Source organism: Thalassotalea sp. ND16A (genome assembly GCF_000764205.1).
Taxonomy (GTDB): domain Bacteria; phylum Pseudomonadota; class Gammaproteobacteria; order Enterobacterales; family Alteromonadaceae; genus Thalassotalea_A.
The window spans coordinates 28248-51472 of the sequence record NZ_JQDZ01000021.1 but is presented as its reverse complement, the minus strand read 5'-3'; the positions used below and the strand labels follow the sequence as shown (position 1 = coordinate 51472).

Below are 23225 nucleotides of genomic sequence, written 5' to 3'. Positions count from 1 at the left end.
TTTGTCTGGCGACAATAGCACTGTGGAACCACCTGATCCCATGCCGAACTCAGAAGTGAAACGCAGTTGCGCCGATGGTAGTGTGGGAGTTCCCATGTGAGAGTAGGTCATCGCCAGGCTCCTAATTCCGAAAAGCCCTTCGCTCACGCGAAGGGCTTTTTTCGTTTAGGAGCCTGGCGTGACCTACTTCTTTGCAGGCAAGTCACTGCGTATCGAACTGATGCACACTGCGCCCTTATGAGGTCCCTGATGTCGCTAGTGCTCCTCAAGGATGACGGCGTATATATTCTTGAAACAGTTAAACGTCATCCCATCACGAGCATTAGCGAGATGTGGGACCCCCTAAATTCACAGCGTGCTTCTAAACAGAACCTCCTAACGCGTATCGTGCTTTGAAAGCATTGGTTGGCGGGGTTTTTAACCTCGCATTTTATCGGGATCAACGTCACTGGTTATCACTAACCTGCGAGACTGAAGTCCCGCCAACCGCGCATCGAAATCAGGCACGCTGCGCCCGAATGAGGTCCCCGATGTCGGTAGTGCTCCTCAGGGATGACGGCATAAACTTTCTTGAAACAGTTAAACGTCATCCCATCACGAGCATCGCGAGATGTGGGACCTCCTAACGCCTATCGAGCTTCGAAAGCATTGGTTGGCGGGGTTCTCAATCTCGCGTACAGCCGCAGGCAACTCAAAAAGATTATTTTGAGGATAACGTTCTTAATATATCCATTGCGCTTACCACCCCTAATGATCGAGTTTAAGATATATCTCTGACGGCCTAAATGAGTGATTTTAACGCATAAAAAAAGCCAGAACGAGTCTGGCTTCTTATATTTATTCAATCGCTTAATTTATTGCTAGTGTTCAGCAATGGCGCCTTTAAGTTTGCCTAAAGCATTTTTTTCTAGCTGACGAACACGTTCTGCAGATATTTGGTATTTGCTCGCTAACTCTTGTAGTGTGGCTTTATCTTCATTTAACCAGCGTGTGGTAATGATATCCTGGCTGCGTTCATCAAGGCACTTAATCGCCTGGCTAAGTTGATTGTTAACATGGTTATCCCAGTTTGAATTCTCAACTTGAACTGAAAGATCTGAGTGTTGGTCTTCTAAGTACTGCGCTGGTGCAAAATTTGTGGACTGGCTATCGTCATCGCTATCGGTTAAATCAAATGCCTGATCTGCACTTGCCATGCGATTTTCCATTTCCAGTACGTCTTTGTTACTTACCCCAAGAGTTTCAGCTACTGTGCTAACTTCATCCTGACTAAACCAACCTAAGCGTTTTTTGTTTTTGCGTAGATTAAAAAACAATTTACGTTGCGCTTTAGTGGTGGCTATTTTAACAATACGCCAGTTTTTAAGCACAAATTCGTGAATTTCAGCTTTGATCCAGTGCACGGCAAAAGATACCAGTCGTACGCCGACTTCGGGATTGAAGCGTTTTACCGCTTTCATCAAACCGACGTTACCTTCCTGAATCAAATCTGCTTGTGGCAAACCGTAACCTGAGTAACCTTTGGCGATATGAATAACAAAGCGTAAATGCGACATGATTAAATCTTGGGCAGCATTTAAGTCATCTTCAAAGTGTAGACGAGTTGCAAGCTCATGCTCTTTTTCAGCGGTCAGCATAGGGATGCTGTAAGCCGACTGCATATATGCTTCAATGCTGCCACTTTGTGGGATTGTAAGTGCCATCGATTGCATTGTATTACTCATGTAAACCTCTTTTCTTTCTTAATGCTTTTCTAATTCTAACCATCACTTGTTAAGTGGTGGACTTTGGATACTAACATAGCTTTTTTGAGATCGCTAATATAAAAAATAGCTTAGTTTAATCGAAAAAAAAGTCGATCTTTGCTCTCTGGTTAACTGTTTGATTAAACTGATAAATAAACGTTCAATTTGAATTTGTTTGAAATTGTAACGGTATGTTTAATCGTTAACAAAGCGCTATCCGGTTTACTCTGCGCTGGGTTCTATGGCTTTAATGTTTTGGTAAACTGATATATAGCTGCCAATTAAACCTAAACTAATGGCGGTAATCAGTAAAAACACCGTTTCGCTAAAATCTAAAGATTGTAATGAAAACTGACTTTGATAAAGCTGCGCCAGATCGACAATGGCGTAATCAAGATAATTACCTAGTATGGTCACAGTGACAGCAGCGAGTAAGCCGCCAAATACACCATACCAAAAACCGGTATATAAGAATGGTCGTTGAATAAAAGCATCGGTGGCACCAACCATTTTCATCACCGCAATTGCATCCCTTTGATTTAAAATGGCCAGACGGATGGTGTTACCTATGATCAAGACAACCGAAAGACTTAATAAGATTGCCAGTGCGGTGACGATATCCTGAATGAGTACCATTATTGCCTCAAGACGAGTCAACCATTCAAGATCCAATTTCCCTTGAGCAACGCCGCGTTCTTGTTCAAGTTTTTCCAATAAGACTTTCGCCGCCGTTGGTTGGCTGTGACGCTTACTTGGGGTGACTAATAAGGTTGCTGGTAAAGGATTATCGTCCAAATAAGACAGCGCCTTGCCAAATCCTGAGAGTTTTTTAAATTCATTTAAGGCATCATTGGCAGAGATATAGCGAACAGATTTTACCTCTGGATATAATTGTATTCGCTTTACCAGGTTTTGCGCATTTTTATCGCTTACCGAGAGCTTTAAAAACACACTAATTTGTGCGGCACTGTCCCAGTTCGAGCTGACCTGCTGTGCGTTTTTAGTAAACAAATGTAAGGTTGCAGGCAAGGTTAAACTGATGCCAAGCACAAAAATGGTCATCAACGATGCCATTGGCGTTCGCCATAAATCACCTAAGCTGCCGGTAGCTTGCTGTAAATGACGAACAGGCAGCATGATAATGTCGTTTAGGCTTAAGCCGCGTTTTTTGCGTAGCAGAGTATTTTGCTCATTTTTTACCATTAGCCAACCGCTCCTTCACATTGGCTTAATCCATCGGTGATCATGGTGCCTTGCTTTAAGGTTAGAGTACGGTACTTCATTCTGGCAATTAAGCCCAAATCATGGGTAGCAATTAATACACAGACACCAACGGAATTAAATTCTTCAAACAAGCGAATGATATCTAACGATAGTTTTGGATCTAAATTACCGGTTGGCTCATCGGCAAGAATTATTGGAGGTTTGTTTACAATTGCTCGGGCAATGCCGACACGCTGTTGTTCACCACCAGATAACATGTGCGGATAGCATTTCATTTTACTGTTAAGTCCAACTTTTTCTAATGCCGCTTCTACTCGTTTTCGGGTTTCTTTATGACTGACGTTCTCGATCACCAGTGGCAATGCGACATTATCAAAAATGGTGCGGTCCATGAGCAAGTTATGGCTTTGAAAAATCATCCCAATATTTCGGCGCATATAGGGTATTTGACGATAATTAATACGCGAAATATCGCTGTCATTTATTTGAATTTGGCCTGACGTTGGTTTTTCCATCACGCTGATCAGCTTTAATAAAGTACTTTTACCTGCGCCGGAATGTCCGGTTAAAAAGGCCATTTCACCGGCTTCTAAATTGAAGCTGATATTTCTTAAGGCGTTAAAACCACCTGGGTAGGTCTTATTTACAGCATTAAAACGGATCATCTTGAGTCACTTTATTATTGTTGCTTTAGTTAACCTGAACTCGGGATAATGAGTGCTTGGTATTACTTTTATTTCATCAAATTAACGGTTACCAGTAAACTACTTAATCACTGTGTTGTGTTTGGGGGCGTTATTCACTTTTTGTAAATAACGCTTCAATAAAATCGTCACCATTAAAAGGGCGCAAATCGTCAATCCCTTCGCCTACGCCTAAATAGCGAATAGGCACATTAAATTTGTCTGCTAAGGCAAATACCACCCCGCCTTTAGCGGTGCCATCAAGCTTTGTCACATTAATACCGGTTAAACCGACAGCGTCATTAAATAATTGCGTTTGGCTAATGGCATTTTGGCCAGTTCCGGCATCTATGGTAAGCATAACTTCATGCGGGGCTTTTGCATCAATTTTCTTCATCACCCGCACTACTTTTTTCAGCTCTTCCATTAAATGGGCTTTGTTTTGTAAACGACCTGCCGTATCGGCAATTAAAATATCGACACCTTTGCTTTTTGCCGAGTTAATAGCATCAAATATGACAGAGGCACTATCGGCGCCGGTATGCTGGGCAACGACTGGAATATTGTTACGCTCCCCCCATACTTCCAATTGCTCTACTGCCGCGGCTCTAAAGGTATCACCCGCCGCCAGCATTACCGATTTACCCTCTGCCTGAAACTGTTTGGCAAGCTTGCCAATAGTCGTGGTTTTGCCGACACCGTTTACCCCGACCATTAAGATCACATGTGGACCTTCAGTTGTTTGCACCGCGGGCTGTTCGATGGTAGATAATACTTTTTGCAATTCTATTTTTAAAAGCTCATACAAAGCTTCAGCATCTTTCAGTTGTTTACGCGAAGCGGCCTCAATTAATGAGTCGATAACTTTTGTCGTAGTGTCAACGCCAACATCGGCAAGTAATAAATGAGTTTCCAGTTCTTCAAATAACTCATCATCAATTTTCTTGTCACGAAATAAATCAAAGATTCCGCCGCCAAGGTTTTGTCGGGTTTTGCTTAAGCCTTGTTTTAAGCGAGCAAAAAAACCAGATTTTTTGGGTTGCTCACTAACGTGAGCTTCTGCAGCTAACGACTCACTAGCTTCTACTTGTACGGTCTCGATTGTATCAATGGCTGTATCGTCATTGGTATGTACAATGATTTCTTCCTGGTCTTCTGCACGAGTTTCTAGATCAGCTTGCTCTACAGTTTCAGTAGTTTCTTTTGCAGTTGTTACTTGTGTATCTTCTACTGCTTCTCTGACTTTTTCGGTTGTTTGCTCTTGTTGTTCTAATTCTGCAACAGCAGGTTCTGGCTCAGCTTTTTTTAACCAGGAAAACAGGCCTTTTTTCTTCGACATAATAATAAAATTCGGTAAAGGGTTGGTATAATATCTTGCCAACCAATAGCAATAAAAGTTTATAATATCATCATAGTTGGATTGGCAACACCGACCTGTTCAAAAAACGTGTAAGTAAATTAAAAAAACAACAAATACCAATCAGCATAAGCACTGAGTTGATTATATACTTATGCTGATTGGTATATTTAAACTTGGTAAAACTTTAATGGCTAAAAATCGTAGCTCAAAAACTCAAAATAAGCAGAGCGGGCAAATTCGCATCATCGCCGGTCAATACCGAGGCCGAAAATTGCCGGTGATCATGGCTCCGGGACTGAGACCTACTACGGATAGAGTGAAAGAAACGGTGTTTAACTGGTTAATGCCGTATTTATACCAAGCCAATTGTTTGGATTGCTTCGCCGGTTCGGGCAGCCTGGGCTTTGAAGCATTATCCAGAGGGGTAACGGCAAGTTGTTTTTATGAGTTAAACTCTGCTGCCGCACAACAAATTCAACTAAATATCCAATTGTTAAAAGCGGATAATGCGAAAGTGGTAAAAGGCAGCTGTTTAGAACTATTAAACCGTGAGCAGCAAGCGTTTGATTTAGTATTTATCGACCCACCTTTTCGACAAGGCTTTGTCGGCCAAACGGCGCACTTACTCGAAACCAAAAATCTACTGTCCGATGCTGCAATTATTTATATAGAAGCGGAATCTGAGCTTGCCGAATTAGCCATTCCCAATAATTGGCAGTTGTTAAAAGAAAAGGTGGCTGGGCAAGTTGCCTATCGCTTATATCAACGAAAAAGTTCTTAATATTACTTTAAATCATCAAGTTAACTATATTTAATGCGAAAACCTATTTTAATGGTTACTTGATAGTGGCCCACTTTTCCATCAACAATATGACCTCGGGTTTCTACTACTTCAAACCAATCCATATTGCTCACAGTTTTTGCGCATTCTGCGATAGCATTTTCAATGGCTTCTTCAATAGAGTTTGCTGAAGAACCAACCATTTCAAGTTTTTTGTAAGTGTGGTGTGCAGACATAGCTATTCCTAATATAGATGTTGTTAATAGTTAAGAATAGCTGATTTTTATAGAATTGAATGATTACAACTCAATACCTAAATTGGAAAGTCCTTCACTAAGAGCAAGATCTTTTAACTGTTGGCAGGTTTTTTGACTTTCGTTTGAATGTGTTAATAACTCAAATAATTCTTTCTGGCTGGCAATTTCCCACTGCATTAACGGATGTTGTTCAATGTCTTGTTGATTGATGACAATATCATCTTGCAGCTCTAGCTCTGAAGCGAGCAATATTTCTAAATAATAACTGACGCTGCTTTGTGATAATAAACTGACATTGGCTATGATCTCGTCATCTTTATCTTGCATACCCTGCAATAATGAGCCCAGTGCCATGCAGGTATCAAGGGCTGAATAAACGCCCAAAAAATCGTAATTATCAACATCAGGAATTTCATCTTCCAACTTTTCAAGTTGCACAGCAAAATTGATTTTTATTTTACCCTGCGACAAACGTTGCCACACTAAGTCAAGCTGATTTCTTAATAACTTAAAGTCGCCAAAATCGACTGCTTGCGAAAACATTTGATAATTAGGCAGCATGCGTTCAAGTAAAGCCGCCGCAAAGGCCGTTTGTTGCCACAGCGATAAGTTGGTTAAGGGTAAAGGTACAGACAAAATAGCTATCTCAACAGGAATAATAGCGCTAGTATAACGTAAATATCGGTATAAACCTTAACTAAACTCATTTGCTGAATTATGTTTGGGCGATTTGTTTTTGCGCGTATTCAAATTTCAGACGATATTCGGTTAACTGGCTTTTCACGTCGATAAGTTCATTGTCTAAACGTTGTTTCAATTCATGATTCTCATCACGTAATGATTTAAGTGTTGTGCGAATTTGGTCGTCCTGGACATTTTGTACAGATTTTAACATGACGTTTTTTTGCACATAATCATTGACTTTTTCACGTTCAAGCGCGAGTTGTTGACGAGCTTTATAAAGTTCAGCGGTTTCGGCGGCAGTGCTTTGTTGCAGTTTCGTGACCTCATGTTGTAATGCGGCTTTGTCATTATTGATTTTCTCAATAATACTATCGGTTTTACCTTGCAGTTGCTCAAATTGTTGAGCAACTGCACTCAGCTGTAATTGCAGTTTGTTTATATCGCTTTTTTGCTCGGACACTATGGACTGATTTTGCTGTTTCAGTTGTTTCACCACCTGAGCTTGTTCTTTGTTGGTATCTTTTAGGTGTTTTTCTGCTTTTCCGCGTTGACTGCTCAGCTGGCTATTCACGGTTGAATTTAGCGCCTTCAGTTCAACAATTTGTTCGTCTTTACGGCAGACTTTATCGTTTAACGCATTACTTTCTACCCAAGCAGATTTATATTTTTTCTCTAACTGCTCTAATTCTTCCTCAGAGTTAGTTAATTGCTGTTGTAAATTGGCAGTTGAAGAATCGAATTCGCTTTGTTGCTTTTTCAGTAAGTCGTTTACCTGTTGTTGCTCGGCAGATAAAGCTTGGCTTTGTTTATCGAATTGTTGCTGAATATCATCCGCAAGTTGTTCGGCCATTGCTAATTTGCCTTTTAACCGCTTTTCTTTTACTGAGCTGTCTTTGATGATTTTATCCAAGCCAGCCTGGTGGGCAGATTTCAACTCGATAATTTGCTGTTCGAGTGTTTGTTTGTCTACATTTTCCTGCGCTAGTTTGGTTTTATTGGCGCTTAAGGTTTTATTGATATTATCCTGTTTTTTTTGCGCCGCAGTTAAGCGTTGCTCAAACTCAGTTTGCTGTTGGCCAATGGCATCGGTGTGCTCATCTTTGGTTTGCAACAGTAAAGTGTTCAATGCAACATGCTCTTGTTCAAGTTGCTTTACTTGTTTGTTTAATCCGGTAATTTTGTTTTGTTGTTGTCTTTCTTGTTCGGCAGATTTGTTTGCAAGTTGCAGCTGTTTATCCAACTCTCTTTGCTTTTTATCCGCCAATTTTTGTTGAGCAACAATTGCCGCTTTATGCTCTTTGTTGAGTCGGCTAATTTCTTTTTTCTGGGCTTTCAAAGCGTTAGTGTTTTCAGTCGTAAGAGCTTTACCCTCGGTAGTGAGGGTGTTTATTTGCGCATATAATTGGTTTATTTCGGTTGCTAGGGTATCACCACGCTGCTCTGATTTATCCAGCTTTTGTTCTAACAATTGTAAAGCCGCGGAACTCGAACCTGAGGCCTGCTCATAAATTTCCAGACGTTCTTTGTGGTTACAGTTTAATTCCTTGATATGAGCGTTGTGCTCGGCGGTGAGTGTTTTTAGCTGTTTTTTGGCGGCGGCATTATCCGTCTTTTCAGTTTTTAACCGCGTTTCTAATTTGGCAAAGGTGTCACTCAACTCAGCATGTTGCTTTTGCAATTGTTGCTGATTAATTTGGTCATCGCTAAGTGTCGCTGTTAATTCCTTGATATGAGCGTTGTGCTCGGCGGTGAGTGTTTTTAGCTGTTTTTTGGCGGCGGCATTATCCGTCTTTTCAGTTTTTAACCGCGTTTCTAATTTGGTAAATGCGTCACTAAACTCTGCATGTTGCGTTTGTAATTGTTGCTGATTATTTTGCTCATCGCTGAGGCTAGCTTTTAATTCTGCGATCTCATGTATGGAAGATTTTTGCAGTTGCTGATATTTCTTATCGAGTTTTGCAACGTCTTTTAACAGCTTTTCTTTTTCTTTATTAAGTTCGGTAGTCTGCTGATTTAACGGCTCTAACTGACTTTGCAATAATTCCCTGTTTGCTTTGGTTAGGCGAAGATCTTCTAACAGCGATTGCTCTTCTTTTAATTTCGTTTTTAACTGCCCTTCGTTTTGAATTGCTCGTTCTTTTAATGAAGTATATTTGGTTTCGTAATGCAGTAGCTTGTTGCGTAGCTGCTCTATTTCACTGTATTTTAAATTTACCGAATCGTGCTTTGATTGGCTTAATTTCTCGTGAACTAAGGTGAATTTTTCTTCAAGTTGCTGTTTTTGAGCCGTCAGGGCTTGCTGTTTGTCTTGCTCAGCATTCTCGCTAATTTTGCCAGCAAGTTGATTGAACTTATCTTCCAGTTGGATAAATATATCACCGGCAAGCAATTGTAGCTGCTCTTCAATCTCGCTATTTATCACTGGCTTAAGGGTCATACGCAGCTCTTGATGTTGTTTTTATTTTTATCTCTATAAGATTACAATAGCAGATTATGGTAGATTTCAGCACATTTTTTTAAGCGAACAGAGTTTTGCCTTTTTTCGGCGAATTTAATATGATCAAAATGTTCTTTGATTCGATTAATTGGTGTTATTGCGATGCTTTATTTAGTACTGGTTTCAATTGTGTGGGCTTTCTCTTTTGGCTTAATAAAAGGCCAATTAACCGGTATTAATCCGGAAGTGGTGGCCAGTATTCGCTTAATATTATGCGTGCTAAGTTTTTTACCATTTTTATGGTTGGCTCGCTCATACCAGCCTAATTTCAAACTAATCGCACTGGGCGCATTACAGTTTGGCGTAATGTATTTAGCCTACATTCAGTCTTATCAATATTTACCGGGCTATTTAGTTGCGGTGTTCACCATTTTTACCCCCTTTTACGTATTAATTGCTAACGCCATTATCAGTAATTCGTGGCAGAATACATATCTTATTCCGGTATTGCTGTCGGTGTCCGGGGCGGCGGTGATTGTCTTTAAAGCGCCTGAACATCAGCAATATTTAATGGGCTTCTTGCTGTTGCAAGTAGCCAATGTTGCCTTTGCTATTGGGCAAGTGGCCTATAAGCACCTGGCTGCTGAGCAAAAAGATAGCGTTAATATGGTTTGGATGTATCTTGGTGGCGCGTTACTGGCAAGCGGCTACGCAACGTTTAATGTAGATTTAACCGCTGTAGTCATTGAACCGGCGCAATGGTGGGCATTATTGTATTTGGGGGTAATATCTTCAGGGCTTTGTTTTTACTTGTGGAACAAAGGTGCAAAACGGGTTAATCCGCCAACTCTTGCGGTAATGAACAATGGTTATGTGCCATTAGCGGTTATCTTTTCAATAACCATTTTTGCCGAAAACGCAGACCTTAGCCGTTTACTTATTGGCGCCGCTCTCATTTCCATAAGTGTTTATATCGCTACTCAAATGCAAACGACGAAGGAGAAAGTAAGTTGAATTAATCTTCGTTACAATCAAAACACGTTTTTGTACTTGGTAAGGCAGCTAAACGCTCCGCAGAAATGTCTTTTCCACAGATAATACATACACCATATTGCTCTGTTTGCAGCATGGCTAACGTTTGTTTAATTCTTTGTAACTCTTCCAGAGTTTGCTGATGAATTTCTTCCAGCGTCCCTTCATTTTCAATTTCTTTCAGGCGATTCGCTAATTCTTCTTGTTTGGCGATTAATGAATTTTTCAGTTGTTCAACTATCATTTGTTTTTCTCGTGCACAGGTAATTTAGCTAGATTAACGGCTGGGTAAAATCACAAATTGATCTGGCGCAAAAAAAGGCATTGTAAGGTTGATTTATCTCCACATTTATTTTGTGGTCTTTCGCCGGGGTAATTATTTGCATGTTATCTGTGCGTGGTCGTAGGTGTGGGCGCTTACTAAGCTTGGAGTCGAAGAGCCTCATAAGCGCCTAGTAGTTCCAACAAATTAAATGATTATCTGCCAGTTTTTACACATTTGAGCATCGCTAACGGTTAGGTTAACGGCAATGTCTGCCGCATTAGTTACTCGTAGTGGCAGCCGCAATAAATTGTCATCGCGAAACACGTGGCAATCGAGTTGTTGATTTTCAGGTAGGTGCGCAAGTAGAGCGGGCAAGGATTTTTCACTCGCTTTTAACTGGTCAACGGCGATGATGACATCATCGACACTAATGCCTGCTTGTTCGGCGGGAGAGTTTTGCTCCACCACAGTCACGACTAATCCGGCAGGTGTTGCTTTATAAAAAGCGCCTATATAAGGTTGATACATATCCAAAATTCGTGTTGTTGGTTCAACACTATTGAGATTTTTGTAGCTAGTGCGATTCAAGGTGACACCAACGGCACTTAACAAAGGCGCTAAATCTACTCGGCTGGCAGTATGTAGCAGGGCTTCAAATTGTTCAGTAATGTCTATCGCGCACAGCTTGTTGACGATATTGATAAAATCACTTTCTTTAGTACCGATACCGGTTTTGCCAAAGTCTTGCCACAGTGTTCGCATAACATCATCCAGACTGAACTTGCCGGCACTGCTGGCGCGAATGGTTAAATCGAGCCATAAAGCAATTAATGAACCTTTGGTGTAGTAACTAACAATATTGTTAACCGCATCCGGACCTTGTTGATAAAATTTGGTCCAGGTATCAAAGCTTGATTCACTAACCGATTGTTTAAGTTCGCCAACACCACGAAATACCCGAGTCATGGTTTTCGACAATATGGTTAAGTAGTCGCTAAATTCGATGATACCGGCACGAAAAAGGGAAAAATCATCATAATAGGAAGTGATCCCTTCATAAGCCCAAAGTTGCGTGGTATGTGTCTCTTGAGATAAATCGTAAGGAACAAATTCCTCTGGTTTTATCCGGCAAACGTTCCAGGCATGAAAATACTCATGAGAGCATAGGCTTAAAAATGTTTTGTAGTTATCGCTTAGCTCTTTCGGTTTATTTGGATTGGGCAAGTCGAAACGACTGGCAACCAAAATCGTCGAGTTTTTATGCTCGAGACCACCAAAGCCATCGCCTAATAAATTGGTGATAAACCAATACTCGCTAAAGGGCACCTCAGCAAACAAATCAATATGGTGTTGGCACAGTTTGCTGACATCATTTTTTACTCGCTCTCGATCCGCAAAATGTCGCCCGGCGAACACTAAATAATGTGGTACATTGGCAACGCTAAATTCAATAACATCAAAATCACCCAACTCCACCGGGCAATCAATAAGGTGTTGATAATTATCGGCATGATAGCTACCAAATTCATAGATCTCGGTACCGTTAGCTCTAGGTAATCCTGTTGCTACTTTCCACTCAGGGTATTTTTCTGGTTGAATAATCTCTAAAGTACAAGGCCAATTTGATAATTCGATAACTTCTAAAAATGTAGAGCTGCCATTAAAAAAACCACGTCGATGATCTAAAAATGCCGTGCGCACCGATAAATCAAAGGCATAAACCTGATAAGTAACGGTTACTGCGTTACCTTGAGTATCTAATTGCCAGGTTTGCTTATCCAACTTTTCAACGTTGATGTGTTGCTCGTTCGCTGTCGCCGATAAAGTAATGATGTTTTTGGCAAAATCACGGATCATATAAGAGCCGGGCAGCCATGCGGGCAAGCTCAAATTAAGTTGTGGCTCACGATGTTGTGGAATATTTATGGTGACCGTAAAAATGTGAGCATTTGGATTAGTTGCGCAGATACTATAAGCGATTGCAGACATGATTTTGACTCTTTAACTAACGAATGATATTGATTACTTTTTTGGACCCTGGGCGAATTTAGGCAATTCACTGAAGCTTTGATGCCAATTGGGGATCTCATCACAATAAATATTTTGGCTTGGTTTTAAACTGATTTCATCGTCTAAAGTGCCAACCGGCAAAACATAGAGCTGGCCAGTTTGAGTTAACCAGGGCATTGTGGAACCGCAATGCTGGCAAAAACTGGTGGCAAAATACTTGGCTTCCCTGACTTCATAGCGGCCTAGCAAGTGTTCGCCTGTTAGCCATTTAAATTGTTCTAATGGTACGAAGATATTTGGTGCAAAGCCACTGCCGGTTATTTTACGGCAGCGAGAGCAGTGGCAATATTGGAACATCTTTAACGGTTCATCTACTTGATAGCTAACTTGTCCACATAAACAGCTGCCTTGATAGCTTTTATTTTCTAACATTTCGCCTCCACACTGTATTAGTCCTTAGTCCTTAGTCCTTAGTCCTTAGTCCTTAGTCCTTAGTCCTCAGTTTCTAACTTATGCTTATTTTTAACGTACAGTTGTTCTACTTTTTCTCTTGCCCAAGGGGTTTTTCGTAAAAACTTCAAACTCGACTTGATGCTAGGATCTTTGGTGAAACAATTAATTTTAATCATCTTGCCAAGTTCAGCAAAGCCAAAGTGTGCTTCTAAATCGGTAACAATTTTAGCTAAAGTGACGCCATGCAGCGGGTTATAAGGTTGGTTATCCATAAGTTTCATCATATTTAGAGAATAATTAGATATTAGCATTGAACAGCAGGTAAATAATACTATTCGGCATAAAGATGATTAGATGTTTATGCCGATTGGTATAATGTAACCGTCCCTGGTCACTATTTCAGATTACGCGGTTAGTTGCTTGATTTTAGTCTTGGAAAATAACAGGTAAAGACTAGGCAATACCACCAAGGTTAACAAGGTTGCACTCAGTAATCCGCCTACAATTACGGTGGCTAAAGGTCGTTGGATTTCACTACCAACACCGGTTGCCAATAACATTGGGATTAAGCCTAAGGCAGAAGTCAGTGCCGTCATTAACACCGGTCGAAGCCTTGAAATTGCCCCCAATTTAATGGCGTCGCTAAGATGGACGGTATTGGCAATACGTTGGTTAATACTTTCCACCATCACCACCCCATTTAACACCGCGACGCCAAATAATGTAATGAAACCAATTGAGCTGGGTACCGACAAATATTGCCCGGTTAGGTACAAGGCGTAAATGCCACCAATAAGAGCTAACGGCACATTAATTAATATCAGCAAGGCTTGCGAGAAACTGTTGAAGGCCAAAAACAATAACAAGCCAATCAGCACGATAGAAATCGGCACCACAATGGCCAGACGCTTTTGTGCGCGTTGCTGGTTTTCATATTGGCCACCAATTTCCACACTAAAGCCGGCGGGTAATTCGATGTTATCCTTAATTGCGGTATTAATTTCAGCCACCACTGAACCCATATCGCGACCCGACACGTTGGCTTGTACCACTACCCGGCGTTGCACGTTATCGCGACGAATTTGTGGCGGACCCGATTCATAAGAGATGCTGGCAACATCACCTAAACGTACAATGATGCCTTGCTGATTTTGTAATCTCAGGTTTTCAATGGCATCAATATTATTGCGCTTATCCTCATTTAAGCGCACATAAATATCGTAACGTTCATTACCGTTAATGATTTGTCCGGCACTGCCACCACCGATGCCTTTTTCAACCAGTTTCATCACATCATCAATGGCCAAGCCATACCGTGACAATTGCAAGCGGTTCGGCCTTACCACTAACTGTGCTTCACCAGTGATTTGCTCTAATGATACCCCGGTAGTACCTTCAATTTGACTGACCAATTGATTGATCTCTTCGCCCTTGCTCGCAAGTAAAGATAAGTCATTACCAAACAGCTTTATCGCTAACTGCGCCTTCACTCCAGAGAGTAACTCATCAACACGGGTCGCTATCGGTTGTGAAAATGTGAACAACAAGCCCGGAAACTGTTCCAGCTTGGTTAGCATTTGTTGTTGCAATTCGGCTCGTGTTTGTGCCCCTTGCCACTGTGTAATTGGCTTTAATCCCAGGTAGATTTCAAGGTTGGATACCGGCTCAGGATCGCCGCCTAATTCCGGCCTGCCCACTCGGCTAAGCGCATCGGTTACCTGGTTAAATTCCATCAACATCTGTTCTAATTTAGGCGCCACATCTAAGGCCGTATTTAAACTGGCCGATGGTGCTAACGTGACCCGTAAATTAATCGTCCCTTCTTCAAGCTCTGGCACAAATTCAGTGCCTAATTTTGGCAGTAAGGTTAAAGCGGAGACTAATAACGCCACTGCCATAACGATAATCATCTTTGGCTTGCTAAAGCTAAAATTCAATAAGCGCTGGTAGCTTTGTTCAAGGCCAGCTAACACTGGATTGGTTTTGAGCTTTAACTCGCCTTTGAATAGGTACGTTGCGAATGCGGGTACCACAATTAATGCCACCGCCAAAGCGCTCACTATCGCTAACATGATACTGATGGCCATCGGCTTAAACAGTTTGGCTTCAACCCCTTCCAGAGAGTACAGTGGGGCAAATACCACCAGGATTATCATCGAAGCAAAAAAGATTGGTTTGGCCACACTACTGCTGGCGGTTTTGATCAACTGGGCAATCGCTAACTTTTCGTCGGTTCCGGCCAGCTTATTTTGCTGCTGTTGTTGTTCTAGCTTTGACAAGATACTTTCAACAATCACGACCGAACCATCTACCAACATACCAATGGCGACGGTGAGTCCACCAAGAGACATTAAATTGGCGGATAATTGATAATGATTCATCACCATTAATGCTAAACCGATAGAGAGTGGAATCGAAATTAATACCAAAAAGGTGGCACGTAAATTCAGTAAAAACAGCGCTAAAATCACTAATATGAAGACAAAAGCCAACGATAAAGCGTCAACTACGGTTTTCACCGCTTGCTCAATAAGAGTGGCCTGATCATAAAAAGGGGTGAAAGTAACACCTTCGGGTAAGGCCTGTTTGATTAACGCCGTACGTTCGGTAATGCCGTCGATTGTGGCCTTGGTATTGGCACCCATGCGTTTTAACACAACACCGGCAACCACTTCGCCATGAGTTTTAACCTTACCGGACTCATCTTTGCTAGAGTAAGACACCGCACCCTGACGAATTTCACCACCAAAGCCAACTTCGGCGATGTCACTGACGCGGACAACTTTACTGTCTATGGTTTTTAATGGGATAGCTTCAATACTGGTTAGGCCTTTTTCGCCTGGCTCAATCCAGCCCACAGCACGGATCACCACTTGTTCCTGGCCGCGGTCTAAATACCAACCACCGACATTATTGTTATTCGCAGCGATGGCGCTATAGACATCGTCTAATGACAAGTGGAAAGCGCGTAATTTTGACGGGTTTACGTTGACTTGATATTGCTTCACTTCACCGCCAAAAGATAACACATCGGTAACGCCATCAATGGGCATCAGCAGTAATTTAACCACCCAGTCGTTTAAGCTGCGCAGCTGGATTAAATCGATGTCACTATGTTCGTCGGTTTCCAGTATGTACTGATATACCTGGCCTAGGCCGGAAGTGTTCGGTCCCATTTCCGGTACGCCGATACCATCTGGTAGCATTTCTTTGGCATCACTTAAGCGCTCAAACACCAACTGACGGGCAAAATAGATATCGACATCGTCGTTAAATACTACCGTCACTAACGACAATCCGGTTTTTGATACCGAACGAACCTCACTGACGTTAGGCAAGGCATACATTACCGACTCCACCGGAAAGGTGATCAATTGCTCGACTTCTTCCGCGCCTAAACCGGGTGCTTCAGTGTTAATCGATACCTGAATGTTGGTGACATCCGGAAATGCATCGAGGTTTAATTTTTGTAAATTTAGCGCGGCAATTAGCATTAAAGCTAAGACGGCAAAGATCACTAACATGCGGTTATCTACCGCTTTTTTAATCAATAGAGCAAACATCATTGGTCCCTAATGGTTATGAATATCAAAACCAGACTTGGCTTGCTCGGATGCGAGGAAAAATGCACCAGAGATCACAACTTTAAGGTTGTCAGCAATGCCGTCAATTAAGCGTGAATTGGCGATACTTTTTACCACGTTCACTTCCACTTGTTTAAAATGGCCAGGCTGTTCTTCCACATAGACGGCCCAGTCGCCATCCGCGGTATGTACCAGCGCCGATTCAGGAATTTGTAATAATGGTTGCTGGCTTTGTTGTTGGAAGTACACATCAGCAAACTGACCTGTATGTAAAAGGTGGTCGGGATTATTAATGGTTAACCGAACTAAACGGGTACGACTTTTGGTATCTATGCTGTGCCCGGTTTGTGAAACCACGGCTTTAAAATTATGCTTACCTACCACCACATTCGCAGTAACGCCCAGGTTGACATTGATGTCGCTCATTGGCGGCAATTGTGCTTCTACCCATAAACTGTATTCATCACTTATTTCAAATAGATTTGTGCCGGCAGACAACCACTGACCCTGACGAAAGTTATCGGTGATGATCAAACCATTGGTTTCCGCATGCAATTGATATTGGCCGAGTAAGTCACTGCCCGATTTGTTATTGGTTAATTGTTTAACGCTTTTGGCATTCATGCCATTGCTGAGCAAGGTGGCATATTGCTTTTTATAAGCAATTTCAATTTCTTTGGTTTGCTTTTCAGACAAGGTATTGTTGTCTAGGCCTTTTGCCCGCTGCCAATCACGATACGCGTTGATGAACATTGCTTGTTTTTCGGCCATTTGCTCGGAAAATAAAGTGACTAACAAGTCTCCTTGTTTCACTTCATCGCCTAATGCGGCATGGCGTTTTAATACTTGTGATTCCAGGCGGTTGCTCACCAGTTGAACCTTATAGGCGTTGGAAATTATTTCGCCGGGCGCATAATAGCTATAATTTTGCTGTTGATATGACATTGTGGCAACTTCGATATTGGCAAGTTTCATCTGTTGTGCCGATAATTTGACGATACCCTCTTCGTTGTGATCGTCTTCTGCATTGTCTGGCTCTATTTCTTCAGCATCGTGCTCGTCTTTTTCTGCATCATGTACAGGCTCTTCGGCACCGTGAGCATGTTCTTCTTCGGCCTGATGTGCCTGTTTTGGGGCGGCTAACGGAGCCTCGTCATGGTCATGATTTTCGGAAGCGAAAGCTATGCTACTGCTAACTGCCATCACGATAAGCAATAGGGAAATGTTTTGAGTAAATCTATTCATGGTAAAAACCTAATATTCATTTGTTGAGCATACCTAAAGCCATCGTCGACTTTAGCGAATGCACATAACTATCCAACAGCGAAAGCTATTAGATGACTAATTTATTGTTAATGATGGTTTGGTTATTACGCGATTGGAGGGCGATAGAGTGAAGTAATATTTTGTTCAGTCGCCAGTTTGCGCGCTGTAATTACTTCCTGTTGATGTATGCTTGGGTTCAGGCGAACCAGTTCGGTAAGCATGGTTGGATGAAAATGAAAGTGCGCATGGCAAGATTCATGGTCCGTTTGCTGGTGATCGTGTGCTAAATCGGTATTCGCTTGATCATGCTGATTGCTATCAACGTAACCGTGCTGATGGCTCTGATCATGCAGTTGATGAGTACTGATGTGATGCGAATTCTCTTTGATACTTTCACTACTCTCTACTGCCGCAAAAACACTTTGCACAGTGAACAGACATAAGATGAAAAAGTAGAATGAGCTTTTAAACATACACACTAAAGTAAAATACAGATTCGTTGATTATAACTGTTCCTAATAAAAGCACAATATTTACACATATTGTGTAACATAAATAATTCACTCTTTGCTATAACAACATTCTATCTCGGACTGTTGAGAAGAAGACCATCCATAGTCAACCCCTCTCTAAAGGCTGTCCTGCCTGTCGAGGATAAGACCATCCATAGTCAAAAAAAGCCTCCAGCCAAAGGTGGCAGGAGGCAAAAAGTTGCTCGTTGAGCAAAGGAAAATGTGCGAGCATCTTCAAAGTTGAAATAACATCAGGGGGAGTTATCCTGATGTTAAGTGCTAAATGTGATTAGCTGGCGAAATATTTTGCTAGCTCTTCACCACCACCAATATGTTGGTTAGCGATAAATACTTGTGGCACGGTATCGCTGCCAGTGATGGCTTTAAGTGAGGTTAATGAGGCATCTTTACCCAATACGATTTCTTCAAAAGCAAGACCATTGTCAGCCAATAACTGTTTGGCTTTGGCACAATGTACACAACCTGGTTTTGTAAAAATGCTTACTGGCTCAGGCTTTTTCGCTTCCGGGTTAATGTAGGCAAGCATAGTATCGGCATCAGATACTTCAAACGGGTCGCCAGGTATGTTTGGCTCGATGAACATTTTTTCTACTACGCCATCTTTTACCAGCATAGAATATCTCCAGCTACGTTTGCCAAAACCTAAGTCGGCTTTATCCACTAGCATGCCCATGCCGTCGGTAAATTCGCCATTACCGTCAGGAATTAAAGTTACCTTGTCACTTTCTTGATCCTCTGCCCAAGCGTTCATTACGAAAGTATCGTTAACTGAAAAACAGACAATTTCATCAACGCCGTTTGCTTTAAACGTTGCCGCTAACTCGTTGTAACGAGGTAAGTGAGTTGATGAACAGGTTGGGGTGAAAGCACCTGGCAATGAGAATACGACAACAGTTTTACCGTTAAAAATGTCATCAGTAGATACGTTTTTCCAATCGTTGTTAACGCGAGTTGGAAAAGTTACGTTAGGAATGGTTTGACCTTCTTTGTTGCTTAATGGGTTTGGCATGAATAGCTCCAATAAATTTATTTGATAAAAGTGACAGCGGTTAAAGCTGTATGTAAATTTGATGGGTTAATTATGAGTAAATATTTTGATTAAATAAAGCGATATAAATCGATTAAATAAACCTTAAAAAGCGATTTAAGTTTCCCCGTATTTAGCGCAAAGTAAACCGTTATGCACAACCGCAAAAAGAAAAACGAATATATTAATGGACTAAAGCCTAGACTATGGTGAAGCAAATCATTAACCTCAGTAACCTCATCTATTCATAATTCAAATATTAAAGGAACTTCATTTTGTTAAAATCTATTATGTCAGTTTCACTATCCTTAGCGGCGTTGCTAATGTTTTCGGCAACGGCAACTATCGCCGCGGCGGCGGAAAAGCCATTTGCCATCGCCATTCATGGGGGCGCGGGCACGATTCAAAAAGCAAAGTTTACCCCGGAGCGAGAAAAAGCCTACCGCGCTAAATTACAAGAAGCCGTTGAAACCGGCTATGCAGTACTAGATAAAGGCGGCAAAAGCCTCGAGGCAGTAACCGCCGCCATTAACGTGCTGGAAAATTCACCGTTTTTCAATGCGGGTAAAGGTGCGGTTTATACTCATCAAGGCCAGCACGAACTCGATGCTTCGATTATGGATGGTAAAACCCGCCAAGCTGGGGCCGTAGCTGGTGTTAAACACATTGAAAATCCGATTAATCTTGCCCGATTGGTCATGGAAGAATCTGTGCACGTGATGTTAAGTGGAAATGGCGCGGAAACTTTTGCCACAGAGCATGGCGTGCCACTGGTTGATAATAAAATTTTTGATACTGAGCATCGTTATAAGTCACTGCAACGGGCCAAAGAAAAAATGTTAAAAGCCGAAAAACAACACAAAGACTATCAGGCAGCACATCAACTGCTAGATAGCGAATACAAGGTTGGCACAGTAGGCGCTGTTGCTCTGGATAAAATGGGCAATATAGCGGCCGGCACCAGCACCGGCGGTATGACCAATAAGCGTTTTGGCCGCATTGGTGATTCACCAGTGATTGGCGCCGGCACCTTTGCTGAAAATGAGTCTTGTGCAGTATCAGCAACTGGCCATGGCGAATATTTTATTCGCTACAATGTCGCTGCCGATATTTGTGCCCGGGTAAAATATCAGGGTAAGAGTATTGAACAAGCGGGTAATGAAGTCATTCACGATGTCCTGATGCCTGTTGGTGGCACTGGTGGCGTGATTATCATCGATACTAAAGGCAATATAAGCTTACCATTTAATACCAAAGGCATGTATCGGGCGACTAAATCAAATTCAGCGCCTACCTACGTTGCCATATTTAAGGACGAATAAGCACAATAGCACTACGGCTATACCTAGCTACAACTGATTGCTAGGTTTTAAAAAAGTGGGTTACCCCAATAGAAGTAACCCACGGCCAATGATTTTAATGATTGAGTTGCAACTTTACTGTTGTAGGTTTTCCCGTAGAAATATTCCTATTACCTATTCATAACGTAAAATCAGCGACGGTCTGCTACAGGCGGCTTTAAAGGCCAGGCTTGCTACCGTGAGCCAGGTAATGACAGCGATAGAACCTGCGGCGACAAGGTAAACCCAAGCGGCTTGCTCGATACGTTCGTTAAAATTGGCAAGCCAGTCGCCTACCAACCAATAGCTGAGTGGGTAGGCGATGATGATGCTTATTGCGACCAATAATAAAAACTCTTTGGCAAGTAAATTCACAATACTCAAGCGTGATGCGCCAATCACTTTGCGAATGGCCACTTCTTTTTGACGGCGAAGGGTAGCAAACGATGCCAGACCAAAAGTGCCTAAACAGGTGAGGAAAATTGCTAGTAAACTAAAAACGCTAACCATCTCTAAAGCTCTGTGTTCATTTTTATGAGCGTTGGCGTAATCCTCTGATAGTTGAGTGATCTGCACATCGCTTAAATGTAAATCATCCATTATTATTTGTTGCACTTGCTTACTCAGCATAGCCATGTCGGCATTAGCCGTTTTGATGACAAGATGACCGGTAGGGTTTCTGTTGTAGCCTAAGTTAAATGACACGGGTAATGCTTGTTGCCTGGCTGAGCCAATTTTGACATCTTCAATCACGCCAACAACCTTGGCCTTCATATTGTCATATCTTGGTTCTATCAACGTTAATCCGATAACCGTGTCTAAATCTTGATAACCAGCCAGCTCCACCATACGACGGCTAACTAAGACACCGACAGTACTATTGCTTTCATCACCATCAGTATGATACCAATCACCACTAAACTGCTCAGAAAAATCACGTCCGGCAAGTAAGGTAAGCCCTAAGGTATCAACCGCATGATAGCCAGTGCTCACCGTAGGTTGAAAGCCGTTCATCTTTTCACCATTTGGCCAAGTAAATTGGAAGTTAAATTCCATATCATGGGTCAGATCGGTATTGGAGGCGGTGACTTGTTCAACACCGGGCAAATTTTTAATCGCTGCAAATAAGCTGTTGTGATCTTGCTTAAATATGGCATCAGTGGGTAACTCTTTTACCACTAAACGAGATGTTTTTTCATAGCCAACCGCCAAGCTGTCTACCAAGCTCATCTGTTGATATAAAGAAGCCGCGGCGATTATTAGGCCAACAGATAAAGCACCTTGTAAACATAAGGTTAGCTTTCGGATAAAAATAGCAGTGCCGCCACGTACTAAATCACCACTAAGTACCCGCTTGGCACTAAAGGAGGCAATAAATAACGCCGGATACAAACCAGAGAGCAAACCAACAGACAAAATAACAACTAGGGTAACTAACATAAACTCAGAGCCATAAACCAATGTAAGCTGTCTACCCATCATTTGGTTAAACCCAGGTAACCATAGCTCGACCAGTGCAAATGCCATTAGGCCAGCAAGGGTAACCACTAAAAAAGACTCAGTGAGGAACTGAGTGACTAATTGTGCTTTAGTTGCGCCTAAAGCTTTTCGTACACCTACCTCTTTCGCTCGCTTTGCTGATTGAGCAATATTAAGGTTGATAAAGTTAATACTAGCAATCAGTATCAAAATGACACTGAGGCCAATGCAGATTTGCAACGTGATGGCAGAGCCGGCTTCTTTCATGGCCGTGGGGCCATTGCTTTCAAGGTGCAGATTTTCCATGTTCACCACTACCATTTTCACACCTTGCTTGACTTGCCAAGGTCGTAAATGGTGACTTTCTTTGGTCAATTGCTGGCCAAAGGCTAGTGCATCCGCATTGGCTATTAGTTTGTAATAAGCTAAACCATTGCCATTTTGCATGCTCTCAGCCGGAATATGTGTCACGGAGTCAAACTTAAAATGGGTATTTTCCGGTAAGTCTTTAAACACAGCACCGATGCTATATTGGCCCTCGGCATGATTTAAGGTACGACCTATCACTTGTGTACTTCCCAGCAGGCGAGTTGCTTCAGCTTCACTTAATACCAGTTGACCTGGTTTCGCTAGGGCCTCCTTGATATCACCGGCAATAATATCTAACTGAATAAAATCAAGAATGTTTGTTGAAGCCACATAAAAGCGGTTAAGTCTGTGGTAATTACCACCAATTTCAACCAAGTCATTAATTCCCTCAGGAATATCCTTAGCTGCGCTAAGCCTGAATATAGACTCTACTTGGCTATGGCTCTTCAGTTTTTCAGCCACCGCAAAAGAACTGAAGGGGATAACTTGTAACCCTGCAGCGGTATAATCTGAGTGAGCCAGGTAAACTCGCTCACTATCGGGATGCTGCTTATCGTATGACAATTCATTTTGGGCGAATAGCGCCATTAAAATGGCCGCGGCTAAGCCGATACTGAAACCAATGAGATTGAGAAAAAAGTGTTGCATATCCCGCTTTATCGCACGTACAGCGGTGACTAAATAATTCACTATCAT

19 protein-coding genes and 1 rRNA gene are annotated in these 23225 nt (G+C 41.9%); 4 read left to right on the top strand and 16 right to left on the bottom strand.

Annotated elements, in window-relative coordinates:
* Positions 1 to 4 precede the first annotated feature (4 nt).
* Positions 5 to 119: ribosomal RNA gene (rrf, locus tag ND16A_RS14910) — 5S ribosomal RNA — on the top strand.
* Between the two features lie 741 nt (positions 120 to 860).
* On the opposite strand, the gene rpoH is transcribed toward rrf, so the two are convergent.
* From rpoH to ftsY, 4 genes are all read right to left on the bottom strand, one after another.
* Positions 861 to 1724, bottom strand: a complete 864-nt coding sequence (rpoH, locus tag ND16A_RS14915; protein ID WP_033076447.1) for an RNA polymerase sigma factor RpoH — start codon at positions 1722 to 1724, stop codon at positions 861 to 863.
* A gap of 243 nt (positions 1725 to 1967) precedes the next feature.
* Positions 1968 to 2948 carry a permease-like cell division protein FtsX gene (gene ftsX, locus ND16A_RS14920; RefSeq protein ID WP_033076446.1) on the bottom strand — a complete coding sequence of 327 codons (981 nt, stop codon included), beginning with the start codon at positions 2946 to 2948 and terminating at the stop codon, positions 1968 to 1970.
* Positions 2948 to 3634 carry a cell division ATP-binding protein FtsE gene (gene ftsE / locus ND16A_RS14925; protein WP_033076445.1) on the bottom strand — a complete coding sequence of 229 codons (687 nt, stop codon included), beginning with the start codon at positions 3632 to 3634 and terminating at the stop codon, positions 2948 to 2950. Before ftsE ends, ftsX begins: the two co-directional genes overlap by 1 nt.
* A gap of 130 nt (positions 3635 to 3764) precedes the next feature.
* A complete protein-coding gene (ftsY, locus tag ND16A_RS14930; protein ID WP_033076444.1) occupies positions 3765 to 4991 on the bottom strand; it encodes a signal recognition particle-docking protein FtsY in 1227 nt (408 codons plus the stop codon).
* 208 nt (positions 4992 to 5199) lie between these two features.
* Here ftsY and rsmD point away from each other — a divergent pair, with 208 nt between their 5' ends.
* Positions 5200 to 5793 carry a 16S rRNA (guanine(966)-N(2))-methyltransferase RsmD gene (gene rsmD, locus ND16A_RS14935; protein ID WP_033076453.1) on the top strand — a complete coding sequence of 198 codons (594 nt, stop codon included), beginning with the start codon at positions 5200 to 5202 and terminating at the stop codon, positions 5791 to 5793.
* Positions 5794 to 5813: 20 nt separating this feature from the next.
* Here rsmD and ND16A_RS14940 read toward each other — a convergent pair whose 3' ends face one another.
* From ND16A_RS14940 to ND16A_RS14950, 3 genes are all read right to left on the bottom strand, one after another.
* Positions 5814 to 6029: a dodecin gene (locus ND16A_RS14940; protein ID WP_033076443.1), complete on the bottom strand. Its 216-nt coding sequence runs from the start codon at positions 6027 to 6029 to the stop codon at positions 5814 to 5816.
* 63 nt (positions 6030 to 6092) lie between these two features.
* A complete protein-coding gene (locus ND16A_RS14945) occupies positions 6093 to 6686 on the bottom strand; it encodes a YjaG family protein (protein WP_081945465.1) in 594 nt (197 codons plus the stop codon).
* A gap of 79 nt (positions 6687 to 6765) precedes the next feature.
* Positions 6766 to 9171: a hypothetical protein gene (locus ND16A_RS14950; RefSeq protein ID WP_033076441.1), complete on the bottom strand. Its 2406-nt coding sequence runs from the start codon at positions 9169 to 9171 to the stop codon at positions 6766 to 6768.
* Between the two features lie 162 nt (positions 9172 to 9333).
* Here ND16A_RS14950 and ND16A_RS14955 point away from each other — a divergent pair, with 162 nt between their 5' ends.
* Entirely contained in the window at positions 9334 to 10185 is an 852-nt protein-coding gene (locus ND16A_RS14955; protein ID WP_033076440.1) for an EamA family transporter, read from the top strand.
* A gap of 1 nt (position 10186) precedes the next feature.
* On the opposite strand, the gene ND16A_RS0118775 is transcribed toward ND16A_RS14955, so the two are convergent.
* From ND16A_RS0118775 to ND16A_RS14990, 8 genes are all read right to left on the bottom strand, one after another.
* Complete coding sequence (locus ND16A_RS0118775) at positions 10187 to 10447, bottom strand: TraR/DksA family transcriptional regulator (protein WP_052072863.1); 261 nt, start codon at positions 10445 to 10447, stop codon at positions 10187 to 10189.
* Positions 10448 to 10672: 225 nt separating this feature from the next.
* Entirely contained in the window at positions 10673 to 12457 is a 1785-nt protein-coding gene (locus tag ND16A_RS14960) for a M61 family metallopeptidase (RefSeq protein ID WP_033076439.1), read from the bottom strand.
* 33 nt (positions 12458 to 12490) lie between these two features.
* On the bottom strand, positions 12491 to 12910 hold the full coding sequence (locus tag ND16A_RS14965; RefSeq protein ID WP_033076438.1) for a GFA family protein: 420 nt from the start codon (positions 12908 to 12910) through the stop codon (positions 12491 to 12493).
* Between the two features lie 59 nt (positions 12911 to 12969).
* Entirely contained in the window at positions 12970 to 13203 is a 234-nt protein-coding gene (locus ND16A_RS14970; protein WP_033076451.1) for a VF530 family DNA-binding protein, read from the bottom strand.
* 132 nt (positions 13204 to 13335) lie between these two features.
* Positions 13336 to 16494 carry an efflux RND transporter permease subunit gene (locus ND16A_RS14975; protein WP_033076437.1) on the bottom strand — a complete coding sequence of 1053 codons (3159 nt, stop codon included), beginning with the start codon at positions 16492 to 16494 and terminating at the stop codon, positions 13336 to 13338.
* A gap of 9 nt (positions 16495 to 16503) precedes the next feature.
* The gene (locus ND16A_RS14980; protein WP_033076436.1) at positions 16504 to 17760 is read right to left on the bottom strand and encodes an efflux RND transporter periplasmic adaptor subunit; all 1257 of its coding nucleotides are present in this window, start codon (positions 17758 to 17760) and stop codon (positions 16504 to 16506) included.
* A 125-nt stretch (positions 17761 to 17885) separates the two neighbouring features.
* The gene (locus ND16A_RS14985) at positions 17886 to 18254 is read right to left on the bottom strand and encodes a hypothetical protein (protein WP_033076435.1); all 369 of its coding nucleotides are present in this window, start codon (positions 18252 to 18254) and stop codon (positions 17886 to 17888) included.
* A 328-nt stretch (positions 18255 to 18582) separates the two neighbouring features.
* Complete coding sequence (locus ND16A_RS14990) at positions 18583 to 19323, bottom strand: glutathione peroxidase (protein ID WP_033076434.1); 741 nt, start codon at positions 19321 to 19323, stop codon at positions 18583 to 18585.
* Between the two features lie 308 nt (positions 19324 to 19631).
* Between ND16A_RS14990 and ND16A_RS14995 the strand changes: the two genes are divergently transcribed.
* Positions 19632 to 20663, top strand: a complete 1032-nt coding sequence (locus ND16A_RS14995; RefSeq protein ID WP_033076433.1) for an isoaspartyl peptidase/L-asparaginase — start codon at positions 19632 to 19634, stop codon at positions 20661 to 20663.
* Positions 20664 to 20816: 153 nt separating this feature from the next.
* Here the strand turns inward: ND16A_RS14995 and ND16A_RS15000 are convergent, their stop codons facing one another.
* The gene (locus ND16A_RS15000) at positions 20817 to 23225 is read right to left on the bottom strand and encodes an ABC transporter permease (protein WP_033076432.1); all 2409 of its coding nucleotides are present in this window, start codon (positions 23223 to 23225) and stop codon (positions 20817 to 20819) included.

Coding starts and splice junctions, on each gene's coding strand:
- rpoH (WP_033076447.1), bottom strand. CDS start 1,724: ATGAGTAATACAATGCAATCGATGGCACTTACAATCCCACAAAGTGGC.
- ftsX (WP_033076446.1), bottom strand. CDS start 2,948: ATGGTAAAAAATGAGCAAAATACTCTGCTACGCAAAAAACGCGGCTTA.
- ftsE (WP_033076445.1), bottom strand. CDS start 3,634: ATGATCCGTTTTAATGCTGTAAATAAGACCTACCCAGGTGGTTTTAAC.
- ftsY (WP_033076444.1), bottom strand. CDS start 4,991: ATGTCGAAGAAAAAAGGCCTGTTTTCCTGGTTAAAAAAAGCTGAGCCA.
- rsmD (WP_033076453.1), top strand. CDS start 5,200: ATGGCTAAAAATCGTAGCTCAAAAACTCAAAATAAGCAGAGCGGGCAA.
- ND16A_RS14940 (WP_033076443.1), bottom strand. CDS start 6,029: ATGTCTGCACACCACACTTACAAAAAACTTGAAATGGTTGGTTCTTCA.
- ND16A_RS14950 (WP_033076441.1), bottom strand. CDS start 9,171: ATGACCCTTAAGCCAGTGATAAATAGCGAGATTGAAGAGCAGCTACAA.
- ND16A_RS14955 (WP_033076440.1), top strand. CDS start 9,334: ATGCTTTATTTAGTACTGGTTTCAATTGTGTGGGCTTTCTCTTTTGGC.
- ND16A_RS0118775 (WP_052072863.1), bottom strand. CDS start 10,447: ATGATAGTTGAACAACTGAAAAATTCATTAATCGCCAAACAAGAAGAA.
- ND16A_RS14960 (WP_033076439.1), bottom strand. CDS start 12,457: ATGTCTGCAATCGCTTATAGTATCTGCGCAACTAATCCAAATGCTCAC.
- ND16A_RS14965 (WP_033076438.1), bottom strand. CDS start 12,910: ATGTTAGAAAATAAAAGCTATCAAGGCAGCTGTTTATGTGGACAAGTT.
- ND16A_RS14970 (WP_033076451.1), bottom strand. CDS start 13,203: ATGGATAACCAACCTTATAACCCGCTGCATGGCGTCACTTTAGCTAAA.
- ND16A_RS14975 (WP_033076437.1), bottom strand. CDS start 16,494: ATGTTTGCTCTATTGATTAAAAAAGCGGTAGATAACCGCATGTTAGTG.
- ND16A_RS14980 (WP_033076436.1), bottom strand. CDS start 17,760: ATGAATAGATTTACTCAAAACATTTCCCTATTGCTTATCGTGATGGCA.
- ND16A_RS14985 (WP_033076435.1), bottom strand. CDS start 18,254: ATGTTTAAAAGCTCATTCTACTTTTTCATCTTATGTCTGTTCACTGTG.
- ND16A_RS14990 (WP_033076434.1), bottom strand. CDS start 19,323: ATGCCAAACCCATTAAGCAACAAAGAAGGTCAAACCATTCCTAACGTA.
- ND16A_RS14995 (WP_033076433.1), top strand. CDS start 19,632: ATGTCAGTTTCACTATCCTTAGCGGCGTTGCTAATGTTTTCGGCAACG.
- ND16A_RS15000 (WP_033076432.1), bottom strand. CDS start 23,225: ATGATAGTGAATTATTTAGTCACCGCTGTACGTGCGATAAAGCGGGAT.